Here is a 13,604-nt window from a genome sequence, read left to right on the forward strand (position 1 = left end):
ATTTCGGGCATAAAAAAAGGCCCCGGAGGAGCCTGTCATCTAGCGCATGGGTGGCTATCGCCGGATGGTTACACCACCCTGCCCATGCGCCTTCCCACCACGATAAGAGCCGTTGCGATTTTCATGGTCGGAAGTGATAGACAGAAAATTTCGCAGCGTCAACGCATGCCGCAATAAAAAACTGCCCCAGGCCCGCGCCCCCGAAAATCGATAGGATGAAGGATTTGTTAAAGGATCGACTTTATCCTTTAACGCTACTGCAAGGAGTAGCCTTTGCTCAACAACGACTTGCGCATGTCTGGCAAGGCAGGCGAGCCCGATCGACGCGACGGCCATGCGCCGGGAAATCGCTTTCTCGGCCGCGTCGTTGCGTGCAGCGGCTCCAGGGCAACGATTGCCGCCGTCGCCGAACAGGGCGGCACCGATCTCACCGAACTCTGGTCCGTCGGCCGGCTGATTTCGATCAGCGTCGGCCGCAACCGCGTCGTCGCCCTCGTCTATCAGATGAATACCGGCAGCCATGCCTGGGGCGAAGGCGAGGACAATTACTTCCAGATCGAGACCGAGCTGCTCGGCGAAGTCCGCGTCGATGAGGACGGCACCGAGGAATTCTCGACCGGCATCTCGCGTTACCCCTATCTCGGCGCCATCGCCCACCGCATCCGCGCCGCCGACCTGATGCGCATCTATGATGCCGGCGAAGGCACAACAGCTGTCATCGGCAAGCTGACGCAGGACGAAAGCATCGATGCGGCAATCCACATCCCCTCGATGCTCTCCAAGCATTTCGCCGTCGTCGGCTCCACCGGCGTCGGCAAGTCGACGGCCGTGTCGCTGCTCCTGCACAAGGCGATCGCGGCGAACCCGAAGCTGCGCGTGCTGATCCTCGATCCGCACAATGAATTCGCCGCCGCCTTTCCCAAGCACGCCGTCACCATCGACACCGACACGCTCGACCTGCCCTTCTGGCTGATGCGGCTCGAAGAATTCGCCGAAGTGGTCTTCCGCGGCCGCTCGCCGGTGCCCGAAGAGCTCGACATGCTGCGCGATATCATGCCGGAGGCCAAGCGCGCCTTCCGCGGCAGCGACAATTCGCTGGTACGCCGCACGACTGAAAAGAGCTCGATCACTGCGGATACGCCGGTTCCCTACCGCATGGCCGATCTGCTGGCGCTGATCGACGAGCGCATCGGCCGCCTGGAGGGCCGTGCGGAAAAGCCTTTCCTGCGTTCATTGAAGATGCGCCTCATCGCCGCGATCAACGATCCGCGCTATCATTTCATGTTTTCCAACAATACGATAAGCGACACGATCACCGAAACGATCGCGCAGATCTTCCGCATCCCCGGCGATGGCAAGCCGATCTGCACCTTTCAGCTGGCCGGTATCCCCTCCGAAGTCGTCAATTCGGTCGCCTCGGTGCTCTGCCGCATGGCCTTCGAAGTGGCGCTCTGGAGCGAGGGCGCGATCCACATGCTCGTCGTCTGCGAGGAAGCCCACCGCTACATCCCCTCCGATCCCAGCCTCGGCTTCGTGCCGACGCGCCAGGCGATCGCCCGCATCGCCAAGGAAGGCCGCAAATACGGCGTCTCCCTCGGCATCATCACCCAGCGGCCGGGCGAGCTCGACCAGACAATCCTGTCGCAGTGCTCGACGCTGTTTGCCATGCGCCTTGCCAACGACCGCGACCAGGAAATCATCCGCTCGGCCATCCCGAATTCATCGATCTCGACGACGAGCTTCATCTCCTCGATCGGCAACGGCGAGGCCATTGCCTTCGGCGAGGCGATCAGCGTGCCGATGCGCATGCGCTTTTCCCGCGTCGACGAAAGCCTGCTGCCGAAGGCCGCCAGCGCCAGCAGCAAGCATAGCGAGGAAGATCCCGACACGGTCGACCTGCGCAAGATCGTCACCCGCATGCGGGCGGTGACCGTCGGACCCGACATTTCGAATTTCCAGCAGAGCATGGCCGCATCTGCGGCAAGCTTCGACGAGGCGGATGCCGCTGGCGAGGATCTCGACGCCAAGCCCTATACGCCGCCGGCAGCCGAGGCGGCCGCGCCGCTCGAATCCTACCGGCGCGAATTGCTGCCGCAGGCGCCGCGGCTGGACCCGGCCGCATCTCCCTCGATCGACCCACGGCTCGATGCGCTACGCCGGGAAATGCGCCGCGAGGAGCCGGTCTTTCCCCGTCCGGCGCCGCCGAGCGACCAGCCTGCGATCACCCGCCGGGAACCCGGCTCGTCCCTGCGCGAAAGCATTCTGAGAAAACCGTTGAGCGGCCTTTACAACAAGGATTGATGCTCCAGCGCGATCAGCGGGCGCACGGCATCGATCGCACGCTGCCGGTCGGCCGGCGCGAGCGGCATCAGAGGCCGCGGAAGCTCCGCCCGGCCGAGTGAGAGATGCTCGACCAGCATATAGATTACCCGGATGCTTCCGAATGCCTTGAACGTTTCCCAGAGCGGCTGAAGAAGCCCGCCGAGCCGATGTGTCTCATCGCCATTGCCTGATATGGCTGCCTTGGCCAGCGCAAGGGCCGTGCGCGGCAGCAGGCCGGCGACGACGCTGTACCAGGCGTCCGCGCCCGAAAGCAGCGCTTCGCCGGCACCCCAATCGCCGCTGTAGCCGATGGCGAGATTGGTTTTTTCGCGCAAGGCCGCGAGTTCGCCGCGCAAATCGCCGTCGGCCGGCAGCGGCATTTTCACCGCCCTGATCGTCTCGATGTCGGAAAGGCGCTGCAACAGGTCCCGGCTGAAGGTGAAATGGGTCGTGCCGGGATTGTTGTAGATGCAGAGCGGCAGCTTGGCTGCCTTCGTGACCGCCAGGAAATGTTCGTAGGCTTCTTCCTGGGTCAGCGGCGTATAGGAGACCGGGGCAAGCAGAAGTGCGTCCGCGCCGGCAGACGCCGCATCCCTCGCGAGATCCCGCGCATGATCTGTCCTCAGAGCACCGACGCCGACGAGAATGGGAACGCGGCCGCTGACGCATTCGACCGCGGCCTTGACGGCCCGCAGCCGCTCCTCGCGCGTGAGATAGGCGTAGATCCCGGTGCTGCCGAGAAGCCCGATGGAAGCGACGCCTGCATCGCACAGGCGTTCCAGCAGGCCGCAGAGAGCCTGCGTATCGACCCGGCCGTGGATGTCGGCAGGCGTCGGCGGAAAGGCCGAAAGGCCGTGAAACGGAGAGACAGACGACATGATGCGGTCCTGAAGGTTCATTGGGAAAACAGCAGGCGCGATCCGGCACCCGCGAAGAAGACGGCGAGACTTCCCTCGATCCAGCGGCGCGCCCTGGCATAGGCGCGCACCATCGGCGCGGTAGAGAAAAGCAGGGCATAACCGGCAAATATCAAGATCCCGAGCAGCACGCAGCCGCCGAAGGCGGTGACGGCTGTTTGAAGCGAAGCGCCGGGCTTGAGGCCGAGCGACATGATCGCCACCCAGGCGAGAACCGCTTTCGGGTTTCCGAGATGCATCAGTATTCCGCGGCGATAGAGCGCGCCGAACTCCGCCGCGGGCCGCACGAACTTGGCTGCCGGCGCCTCCCGGACCGCCGAGCGGGCCGCTTTCCCGGCAAGCCAGAGGAGGTAGAGCCCGCCTGCGATCTTCAGGAACAGCAGCGCATGGGCATAGCGCACGAGCAGCGTCGAGATGCCGGTGACCGCGATCAGCCCCCAGCATGACGACATGGTTATGACGCCGGCGGCAAGGGCAAGCGCGGGCCGTCGTCCCTGGCTCATCGCCACGTTCATGATGGCCATGTTGCTTGGCCCGGGACTGCCTGCGGCGATCGCATAGGCGATGTAGACGACGATAAGATCCTGCATGTGTTTTTCCTGCGGTTTGGCATCTGCGCGGGCACCACGCCCCAAACGGAGGCGCGGCCACCCGGCTTTCTTCTCCTCGAAAATTGGTCCATCATGAAGCGCCATTTTCAAGAATTTTCATGGACCATTTTGCGATGTCGAAGCGACGCAGCATCATCGAAATCCCGTCGCTCAACGCGATCGATCGAACGGCCCATTCCGGCCGCCAGCTTGCGCAGGCCCTCAGGGGCGCAATCGCCAGCGGCGAGCTGAGGCCCGGCGAACGCCTTCCTTCGACCCGCACCCTTTCGGCCACCCTGATGATCGCGCGCGGCACGGTCGTCGAGGTTTTCGATCAGCTGACGGCCGAAGGCTATCTCGAAGCCCGCGTCGGAGCCGGCACCCGGGTCGCCGCTGCCCTGAGGGACACACCGCCGGCGCTCCCGCCCGATCGTGCGGCACCGACGGCCGCGGAAACCATAGACCTGCCTTCCCCGGCGGCCCGGCTGATCGCGGTTGCCCGCGCTCTCACGCCTCATCCGCCCGTTCCCTTCGCCATCGCGGTGCCGGCGTCCGGCATCGCCCCCGACGATAACTGGCGCCGTCTCGGCAATCGCGTGCGCGCGTCGAAACAGGCCGCCCCCTCGGGCTATCACGATCCGATGGGTCTGCCCGAGCTGCGCGTCGCCATTGCCGAACACGTCCGACGCGCGCGGGCCGTGCACTGCGGGCCGGAACAGGTCATCGTCACGTCGGGCACCCAGCAGGGCCTCTACATGGCCGGCCGCGTGCTTCTATCGCGCGGCGATCCGGTCTGGGCCGAGGATCCGGCCTATCCCGGCCTCACCGCCGTGCTCGACGATCTCGGCCTATCTACGCATCGCATCCCGGTCGACGCGCAGGGGATGAACGTGGAACGCGGCCTGGAACTCTGCCCGCAGGCACGCGCCGCATTCGTGACCCCATCGCATCAATATCCGATCGGCATGCCGCTCAGCATGGCGCGGCGCAACGCCCTGATCGCCTGGGCCGACCAGCACCGCGCCTGGATCGTGGAGGACGACTACGACAGCGAATTGCGTTATGCCGGACACCCCTTCCCTTCGATGCAGGGATTGCGCCCGTCACGCGTGATCTATCTCGGCACCTTCAGCAAGGTGCTCTTTCCGTCCCTGCGCCTCGGCTACGTCATCGCCCCTGCACCACTGGCGGAAGCCTTCGCCGGCGCGCGCGCCATTCTCGACCGGCACTCGCCGACATCAGAACAGCACGTTCTCGCGGCCTATATGAAGGAAGGCTATCTCGAAGCCCATATCCGGCGCATCCGCGGCCTCTATGCCGAACGCCGCGCCATCCTGCTGTCGGCGCTCGAACGCGCCTTGCCCGAGGGCTGCTGCATCGAGCCGAGCGACCAGGGCATGCACATTCTCCTATGGCTACCCGAAGGGACCGACGACGTGCAGCTCGCAGCCCGGGCGCTCTCGGCCGGCATCGCCGTTCGTGCGATCTCCCCCATGTATGCCGGCCAGCCCGCGCGCCCCGGCCTGATGCTGGGCTTCGGCGGCTTCCTGCAGGACGAGCTGCAAGCTGCGGTCGGCGAACTCGTAAGACTGCTGAGGCTTTGTGAAAGGCGGACAAGCGAACATATGCCACCGTGAAAGGGTGAGGAATTTGCAGATGGCGCCGGCTGATGCATGTCGCCCGGAAGTGTGCAGCGGTTCCGGGATAACGACATGCATCAAAACAAAGAGCTAAAGCGCGTCGCATGAATCAAGTTTGATGCGACGCGCTTTAGCGCGCCAACGGACTGTCCCACACGACAAACAGCAGCCCCTTGAGTTGGGCGAAACGCTCCGGCCCAAGCTCGGCGCGCCATTCGTCCTCGATGTCGCGCAATATGTCGACCATCTTCGAGAATGCGGCGTGTCCACGTTCGGTAAACCGGACGATGCGCGCGCTGCCTTCTCCCGGAACGTCGGAGCGGACGATATAGCCGAAACTCTCGAGGCTGCGGAGCAGCTGGTTGATCGCCTGCTTGCTCATGCCGGCGCGCTCGGCGATCGTGCCCGGCCGCGCCCCGTCCGGGCCTGGAAACTGCAGAACCGCCATATGCGGCAGACGCAGCTCGTCAAAACCGGCGGCGTTCAGCCCGTTGATCAGACGACGCTGGATCGCCTGGGCCGGCACGCGCAGCAGGGCGCCGATCAGCATGTCTTCGGTTCTCGCTGGCAAGCTGGATGGCGGCATTGACGATCCGGTAAATTGAGTTTACTGCTGAGTAGTAAATCTAATTTACCGGAGGAAATTCCAAAATGCCACAGAGAACCATCGATGCCCGCGTCAATCCTTCCGATGAAATCATTGGCACCAAAGGGTTCGCGGTTCGCTTCCTGCTGACTGCGGACAACTCGAACGGCAGCGTTGCCGCCTTCGAGCTCATGGTCCCGGCCGCGCTGCGACTGCCGGCGCCGGCGCACAGCCACAACCACTACGAGGAGACGATCTACGGCCTCGAGGGGGTGCTGACCTGGACGGTCGACGAAAAGCAGATCGACGTCGGGCCGGGGCAAGCGCTCTGCATTCCGCGCGGCGCCGTTCATCGGTTTGACAACAACGGCAGCCAGGACGTGAAGGCGCTCTGCGTGGTCACGCCGGCAGCGATCGGACCGGAGTATTTCCGCGAGGCTTTCGCGCTGCTCAACGCAGCGAACGGTGGTCCGCCGGACCGGGCCAAGATGGCGGAAATCATGCTCCGTCATGGTCTTATGCCAGCGGCGCCCCCGACATAAAGGCCGGTGGTGCGATATGAAGCTGCGCATTGATGAATCCACGCCCTGATGCGAATGTGCGTTGCGCCGTTAAGACGGTAGTGTTTCGGCGAGGGCCATCGTGAAATCCATCTTGAACTTCATCATCGTCTTTGGCGACGGCGGCGGGGGCTGCCGGCTTCGACTGTTCCAAGGCGGGCAGCGCCGATGAAAAGATCGTCTGCGGCGACGTCAAGCTCTCCCGGCTCGACGAGCTTTTCAACCGACGCTATGCCGCTCAGAAAAAAGCAGCGCCTGACGAGGATAACATCCATACCGCCCGCAATTTCCTGGCGGATCGGCGCGATTGCGGCGATGACAGATCGTGCATTCTGAGCGCCTATCTCGCCGTCCTCTGGAATATCTCGCCTGACAAAAACGATTTCATGCAGGGGATTTCAGCCCAGTCTCTCACGGGCAGCCAATTGCCGAAGGCGTCAGCGATCCCTGAGAAAACCGGGCACTGTGCCGCTACATCGGTTCTTGAGGTCCATCCCCGCCTCGACAATGGCGGGGCGGCTGACGATGCCGACTTCGCTAACGGCACGGGGATCGACTATGCCAATGACGGCTACCAGGTCTCCTATAACAGGGAGGAAGCGCTGATCAGATCGAAGCCCGGCGATCCCGTTACCATGTGCCTGGTCGAGATCGACCGCGATTGCGACCCCGACGAAGGCGGGAGGCTGTTCCTCGTTACCAACGGCCGTACTCACGAAAGCTGGATACTGCCCGATGCCCAGCACAAATGCGGCGGCTGACGGCCCATCCTCGGCTAAACCGTCAGGCGCTCCCAGCTCTCGTTCATCTGGTTGCGGAACCATGTCATTTGGCGCTTGGCATATTGCCGCGTCGCCGCGGCGCCCTTCTCCAGCACCTCGTCGCGCGTCATCTCGCCCTTCAGCATCGCGGCGATCTGCGAGACGCCGATCGCCTTCATCACAGGGGCCTCGGCGGGCAGGCCGAGCGCAAGCAGCACCCTCACCTCGTCTTCCGCGCCTTCGCGCAGCATCTTTTCGAAACGGCCGTTGATGCGTGCGTGCAGCACGGCCCTCTCCGGCAGGACGACGATCTTGCGGGCCTTGGCCGCGTCGATCACGACAGGACCCGACCGGCCCTGAAAATCGGCGATCGATCGCCCCGTCGCCTTCACCACTTCCAGCGCCCGGACGATGCGCTGCCCGTCCTGGCGGTTGAGGCTTGCCGCCATGGCGGGATCAGCCGCGGCAAGCTCCGCGTGGAGCCCGTCCGGCCCCTCCGCCACAAGCCGGGCCCGAAGTCCCTCCCGCAGCGCCTCGGGTATATCGGGCATATCGGAGAGGCCGCCGGTCAGCGCCTTGAAGTAAAGCCCGGTGCCGCCGACGAAGACCGGCAATTGACCGGCGGCCTTCAGCGCCGGCAGAAGCGCCGAGACATCGCGCAGCCAGGCGCCTGTGGAATAGACAGCACCTGCCGGCACATGGCCGTAGAGATGATGCGGCACATCCTGCATCTCCTCTTGCGAGGGGCGCGCTGTCAGCACCCGCAGCGTGTCGTAGACCTGCATGCTGTCGGCGTTGACAACCGCGCCTGCGTGACGCCTCGCCAATTCGAGAGCGAGCGCGGACTTGCCGCTGGCGGTCGGCCCGGTTATCAGGATCGCGTTCTCTATGCTCAAAAGGTTTTCCATCATGGCCCTCGTTGCCACGCTTGTTGCCAATCCGTCAAATCCTGTCCTGACCCCAGAGATCGCCGAACAGGCGGCCAAGGCCGTGGAGGCGTCCGGTCTTTACTGGCTGGCGGATGGCGTCGCCTGTGACATAGCCCTGCGCGACGGCACGGATGCGCAAGCGGCCGAAGCCAATCTCCTCGCCGTCATATCAAGCGCGCCCATCGATCTCGTCATCCAGGAGCAGGACAGCCGCCGCAAGAAGCTTTTGATCGCCGACATGGATTCGACGATGATCGGCCAGGAATGCATCGATGAACTCGCCGCCGAAGTCGGCCTGAAAGAAAAGGTCGCGACCATTACCGCCCGCGCCATGAACGGCGAAATCGCCTTCGAGCCGGCGCTGCGTGAGCGGGTCGCCCTCTTGAAGGGCCTGCCGATCTCAGTGGTCGACGAGGTCATCGCCAGGCGCATCACGCTCACCCCGGGCGGCCCGGAGCTGATCGCCACGATGAAGTCGAAGGGCCATTACACCGCCCTCGTTTCCGGCGGCTTCACCGTCTTTACCAGCCGCATCGCCGCCACGCTCGGCTTCGACGAGAACCGCGCCAACACGCTGCTCGAAGACGGCGGCATCCTCTCCGGTTTCGTCGCCGAGCCGATCCTCGGCAAGCAGGCAAAGGTGGACGCGCTGAACGAGATTTCGGCCCGCCTCGGCATTTCGCCGAAAGAAGCGATCGCCGTCGGCGACGGCGCCAACGATCTCGGCATGCTGCACCTCGCCGGCTCCGGCGTCGCCCTCCACGCCAAACCCGCCGTCGCAGCCGAGGCGCAAATGCGCATCAACCACGGCGACCTGACGGCGCTGCTCTATATCCAGGGCTATCGGAAGACGGATTTTGTGACGGCTTGAAGCTGACACGGCACACGCTTCGCCTTTGCCGGTGTGCCTGTGAGCACCCCCTCTGCCCTGCCGGGCATCTCCCCCACAAGGGGGGAGATCGGCAAGTGGCCCAGACTTCGCGCCCATCTACCGTTGGGCCGGGCTGTGAGGCTCGTTGTTTGGGGAAGTATCGCACCTAGCCGATCTCCCCACCTGTGGGGGAGATGCCCGGCAGGGCAGAGGGGGGTACCACACGGCACACCCTCTCCTTCGTCATTCCTTTGACGAGCACAGGAGAGGTTGAGCGAGAACGGAAGGAGACGGCGAACCGCCCCCTTCCCCTACTCCATCGGCACCGCCACGAACCGCAGATCGCCATTCGCCGAAGCGATCATCAGCTGCGCATTACGGCGGCCTTCCTGTTTCAGCGACTGCACCTTGGCGGCGACCGCGTCGGGCGACTTCATGAATTCCTGCGCCACTTCGACGATCACGTCGCCGGGCTTCAGTCCCTTTTCGGCCGACGCAGAGCCCGGCGTCACCTCGGTGACGACGACGCCGTCGACGCTTTCGGCGATGCCGAAAGCCTTGCGCGTCTCGGGGCTCAGCAGCGAGAGCGACAGGCCGAGCACATTCTTTGGCGTTGCCGCATCCGGTGCCGTTTGACCTTGGCCCTGATGCTGGTCGGGCGAGGTCGGCGCGGGCTGCGCCTGATCGCCGGTATCAGGCTGGTCCATGTCGTTGTTTTCGTCGGGATCCGGAGTGATCACGCCGTCCTGCGAACCGTCGGGCGCGGCATCGTCTCCGCCCGGCTGATCGCTGTCCTCAAGCCGGCCGAGCGTCACCTTGACGGTCTGCTCCTTGCCGTCGCGCAGCACGACGACGTCGACCTGCTTGCCGACGGCGCTTTCCGCCACGACGCGCGGCAGGTCGCGCATTTCGGTGACGGCCTTACCGTCGAATTTCAAGATGACGTCGCCCGCCTTGATCGAGCCGTCATCGACCGGCCCGCCCTTGATGACGCCGGCGACCAGCGCGCCCTTGGCGGTGTCAAGCCCAAGGCTTTCGGCAATATCGTCGGTCACCGGCTGGATGCGCACGCCGAGCCAGCCGCGCCGCGTCTCGCCATATTGGCGCAGCTGTTCGACGACGCCGGAGGCAAGCTCCGACGGCACCGAGAAGCCGATGCCGATCGAGCCGCCGCTCGGCGAGATGATCGCCGTGTTGATGCCGATCACCTCACCCTTCATGTTGAAGAGCGGACCGCCGGAATTGCCCTTGTTGATCGCCGCATCCGTCTGGATGAAGTTGTCGTAGGGGCCGGCATTGATGTTGCGGCCGCGCCCGGAAATGATGCCGACCGTCACCGAACCGCCGAAGCCGAAGGGATTGCCGATCGCCATCACCCAGTCGCCGATGCGCATCGTGCTGGAATCGCCGAACTTCACCGACTTCAGCGGAGTCCTCGGTTCGACCTTCAGCACCGAAAGGTCGGTCTTCGTATCCGTGCCGATCAGCTTCGCCTTGAGCTTCGAACCATTGGCGAAATTGACCTCGATATCGTCGGCGCCCTCGATCACGTGGTTGTTCGTGACGATATAGCCTGTGGGATCGATGACGAAGCCGGAGCCGAGCGAGCTGACATTGTGGTTGCCGCCCTTGTTGCCCTGCTTCTTGTTGAAGAAGTCGTTGAAGAATTCCTGGAAAGGCGAGCCGTCGGGCGCGCGCGGCGCAGGACCGACGCCCTCGTCGTCCTTCACGCTCTGCGAGGTCGAGATATTGACCACGGCATCGAGCAGGCCTTCTGCGAGATCGGCGACCGAGGCCGGTCCGTTGTTGGGCACGGTGGACTGGATCGGCGGAACCTGCTGCGGCGCGGCGGGTGCCGGAGCCGTCTGTGCGGCGGCAGGAGGCGTGGCCATCCCGGGTGCAGCGGCTTCAGGCGCTGTCTGCGCATGGGCAATCCCGCTCATCCCGGCCTGCGCCAGGATTGCGGCGCTGGCCAGTAGCGCGAGCGTTCGTCTGAAGGGCGAGCGATTCGTGGGGGCCATCAAGCTTCCTCATAAGGGGGTAAATGCGCACATTGAGCACCAGCATAAGGCGGAATGATGGAGGGCGAAATCACCTTTTCGCGAAATCCCCGTGCAATCTGACAAGTCCTCGCAAAAGCCGGATTATCTCAATCATTCCATGAAAAAAGGGCGGGCATTCCATGAAAAAAGGGCCGGCGCTCGGCCGGCCCTTGAATATTTTCCGGGATGCGGGATGGCATCCCTTACCTTCAGTTTGCCTGCTGGGCCGGTGCTGCCGGAGCAGTTGCCCCGGGCGCGAGAGGACCCGGCGCGGCGGGGTTCGCGGGCCGCTGCAACGTGCCGTCGGGATTGTCGAAATAGCGGAAGAACTCCGAATTCGGCGACAGCACCAGCGTCGTGTCCTGCGAGGACAGCGCCGAGGAATAGGCCGCCATCGAGCGATAGAACTCGAAGAAGGCGGGGTTCCTGGAAAAGGCGTCGGCGAAGACGCGGTTGCGTTCGGCGTCACCCTGACCGCGCAGGATTTCCGCGTCGCGCTGAGCGTCCGCGGTGATCTCGACCACCTGGCGGTCGGCGATCGCCCGCCGGCGCAGGCCGTCTTCCGTGCCCTGGGCGCGCAGCAGCTCGGCTTCGGCCAGGCGCTCGGAGCGCATGCGGTTATAGGTGTTCGGCGCCACATCGGCCGTGAGATCCGTGCGGCGGATGCGCACGTCCTCGATATTGAGCCCGAGAAGCTCGGCGTCGGGACGCAGATCGTCGCGCACTTCGAGCATCATCGATACGCGCTCGTCGGAAAGTGCGGCATCGAATTCACGCAGACCGTAGACCCGGCGCAGAGCCGAATCCAGACGGGTGCGCAGCCGCGCTTCGGCCGCATCGCGATCGCCGGAGACGGTTTCGCGGAAGCGGCGGGGGTCGTTGATCGAATAGATCACAAAGGCATCGACGTCGAAGGTCGCGCCGCCCTTGACCTGCACCTGGATATTGTCGAGGTCGAGGCGCAGCTTCTGCTTTTCGACGAGCTGGACGCGGTCGGCATCCATGAAGCTGAACGGCAGCTTGAAGTAGATGCCGGGCTCGGTCTTGACGGACTGGATCTCACCGAAGCGCACCACGATCGCCTGCTCGCGGGCATTGACCACGTAGACCGAGGAATAGAGCCCAACCAGCAGGACCGCAAGGATGATGAGAATGACGGGAAGCCTGTTCGATGTCATGGCTCAACCTCACTGCTGCGACGGTCTGGTGATTTCGTTGAGCGGCAGATAGGGCACGACCCCCTGCTTCTCGTCGATCACGACCTTCTTGGAATTCTTGAGCACCTGTTCCATCGTTTCCAGGAACAGCCGCTTGCGCGTGACGTCAGGCGCCTTCGAATATTGTTCATCGATGGCGATGAAGCGCTGCGCCTCGCCCTCCGCTTCCTTGACGACGCGATCCTTGTAGGCGGCTGCGTCTTCGCGGATGCGGGCGCCGTCACCGCGCGCCTGGCCAAGCTTCTGGTTGGCGTATTGGTTGGCTTCTTCCACCAGGCGCTGCTTGTCCTGGTCGGCGCGCTGCACTTCCTGGAAGGCATCGGCCACTTCACGCGGCGGCGCCACGTCCTCGATCGTCACCTTGTTGACCGAAATGCCGGAATTGTAGCGCGACATCGTATCCTGGATGATATTGGCGACTTCGCTGGCGATCTCCAGGCGCCGGTCGCGGAACGCATCCTGCGCCGGGCGCCGGCCGACCACTTCGCGCATCGCGCTTTCGGAAACCTGCTGCAGCGTCTGCGCCGGGCTTTCGACGTTGAAGAGATAGGCGCGCGCATCGCTGATCTGATACAGCACGTTGAAGCGGACGTTGAGGATGTTCTGGTCGCCCGACAGCATCAGGCCGCCGGCCGTGTTGCTGCTGCCCTGCGAGCCGCCGACGTTGAGCAGCTGCTCGGTGACCTTGACGATCTCGACCGTGTCCATCGGCCAGAAATGGAAATGCAGACCCGGCATCGACACCGTGTCCCGCGGCTTACCGAAGCGCAGCTCGACGCCACGTTCGTCCGGCTGGACGGTGTAGACGCACTGGATCAGCCAGAACACCGCGACGATCGCCGCGACGATCACGGCGACGCCGCCGTTGAAACCGCCGGGAATGATGTTGCGCAGCTGGTCCTGGCCGCGCCGGATGATATCTTCCAGATCGGGCGGTCCGCCCTTGTTGCCACCGCCGCGCGGACGGTTCGGCCCCTGGCCCCATGGTCCCTGATTATTACCGCCGCCGCCCCAAGGGCCGCCGCCGCCATTCTGATTGCTCCAGGGCATCAAAACCTCGTTCTTCGTTAAGTCTTCCACGCATCCGGGACCGTGGGGGCCGACCGGCGGATGCGATGGTGACCGTTATAGGTATCGCCGCACCGGCTTTCAACGCAGCGTGAGAAACT

At 64.1% G+C, this 13,604-nt stretch carries 12 protein-coding genes; 5 read left to right on the top strand and 7 right to left on the bottom strand.

Annotated features, from left to right (window positions below):
* The first annotated feature begins 273 nt into the window (after positions 1 to 273).
* On the top strand, positions 274 to 2,301 hold the full coding sequence (locus NE852_RS14580) for an ATP-binding protein (RefSeq protein ID WP_008533492.1): 2,028 nt from the start codon (positions 274 to 276) through the stop codon (positions 2,299 to 2,301).
* On the opposite strand, the gene NE852_RS14585 is transcribed toward NE852_RS14580, so the two are convergent.
* Positions 2,286 to 3,200, bottom strand: a complete 915-nt coding sequence (locus NE852_RS14585) for a dihydrodipicolinate synthase family protein (RefSeq protein ID WP_008533491.1) — start codon at positions 3,198 to 3,200, stop codon at positions 2,286 to 2,288. The two genes, NE852_RS14580 and NE852_RS14585, sit on opposite strands and share 16 nt — an antisense overlap.
* A 17-nt stretch (positions 3,201 to 3,217) precedes the next feature.
* Positions 3,218 to 3,829 carry a LysE family translocator gene (locus NE852_RS14590; RefSeq protein WP_037174577.1) on the bottom strand — a complete coding sequence of 204 codons (612 nt, stop codon included), beginning with the start codon at positions 3,827 to 3,829 and terminating at the stop codon, positions 3,218 to 3,220.
* 134 nt (positions 3,830 to 3,963) lie between these two features.
* On the opposite strand from NE852_RS14590, the gene NE852_RS14595 reads away from it, so the two are divergent.
* Positions 3,964 to 5,466: a PLP-dependent aminotransferase family protein gene (locus tag NE852_RS14595; protein ID WP_258156707.1), complete on the top strand. Its 1,503-nt coding sequence runs from the start codon at positions 3,964 to 3,966 to the stop codon at positions 5,464 to 5,466.
* 133 nt (positions 5,467 to 5,599) lie between these two features.
* Here the strand turns inward: NE852_RS14595 and NE852_RS14600 are convergent, their stop codons facing one another.
* Positions 5,600 to 6,019, bottom strand: a complete 420-nt coding sequence (locus NE852_RS14600) for a MarR family winged helix-turn-helix transcriptional regulator (RefSeq protein ID WP_008533484.1) — start codon at positions 6,017 to 6,019, stop codon at positions 5,600 to 5,602.
* A gap of 101 nt (positions 6,020 to 6,120) precedes the next feature.
* Between NE852_RS14600 and NE852_RS14605 the strand changes: the two genes are divergently transcribed.
* Positions 6,121 to 6,597, top strand: a complete 477-nt coding sequence (locus NE852_RS14605) for a cupin domain-containing protein (protein WP_008533483.1) — start codon at positions 6,121 to 6,123, stop codon at positions 6,595 to 6,597.
* 131 nt (positions 6,598 to 6,728) lie between these two features.
* Positions 6,729 to 7,376 carry a lysozyme inhibitor LprI family protein gene (locus NE852_RS14610; protein ID WP_008533479.1) on the top strand — a complete coding sequence of 216 codons (648 nt, stop codon included), beginning with the start codon at positions 6,729 to 6,731 and terminating at the stop codon, positions 7,374 to 7,376.
* A 14-nt stretch (positions 7,377 to 7,390) separates the two neighbouring features.
* Here the strand turns inward: NE852_RS14610 and miaA are convergent, their stop codons facing one another.
* Positions 7,391 to 8,287 carry a tRNA (adenosine(37)-N6)-dimethylallyltransferase MiaA gene (gene miaA, locus NE852_RS14615; protein WP_205621983.1) on the bottom strand — a complete coding sequence of 299 codons (897 nt, stop codon included), beginning with the start codon at positions 8,285 to 8,287 and terminating at the stop codon, positions 7,391 to 7,393.
* Here miaA and serB point away from each other — a divergent pair.
* Positions 8,286 to 9,176, top strand: coding sequence for a phosphoserine phosphatase SerB (gene serB, locus NE852_RS14620; RefSeq protein WP_008533475.1), 891 nt, complete (start codon positions 8,286 to 8,288; stop codon positions 9,174 to 9,176). The two genes, miaA and serB, sit on opposite strands and share 2 nt — an antisense overlap.
* Before the next feature lie 311 nt (positions 9,177 to 9,487).
* Here serB and NE852_RS14625 read toward each other — a convergent pair whose 3' ends face one another.
* The 3 genes from NE852_RS14625 to hflK form a co-directional block, all read right to left on the bottom strand.
* On the bottom strand, positions 9,488 to 11,197 hold the full coding sequence (locus tag NE852_RS14625; protein WP_258155763.1) for a Do family serine endopeptidase: 1,710 nt from the start codon (positions 11,195 to 11,197) through the stop codon (positions 9,488 to 9,490).
* Between the two features lie 230 nt (positions 11,198 to 11,427).
* Complete coding sequence (gene hflC, locus NE852_RS14630) at positions 11,428 to 12,396, bottom strand: protease modulator HflC (protein WP_258155764.1); 969 nt, start codon at positions 12,394 to 12,396, stop codon at positions 11,428 to 11,430.
* Positions 12,397 to 12,405: 9 nt separating this feature from the next.
* Entirely contained in the window at positions 12,406 to 13,485 is a 1,080-nt protein-coding gene (hflK, locus tag NE852_RS14635; protein ID WP_258155765.1) for an FtsH protease activity modulator HflK, read from the bottom strand.
* Positions 13,486 to 13,604 lie beyond the last annotated feature (119 nt).

This window comes from Rhizobium sp. Pop5, from assembly GCF_024721175.1.
Classification (GTDB): domain Bacteria; phylum Pseudomonadota; class Alphaproteobacteria; order Rhizobiales; family Rhizobiaceae; genus Rhizobium.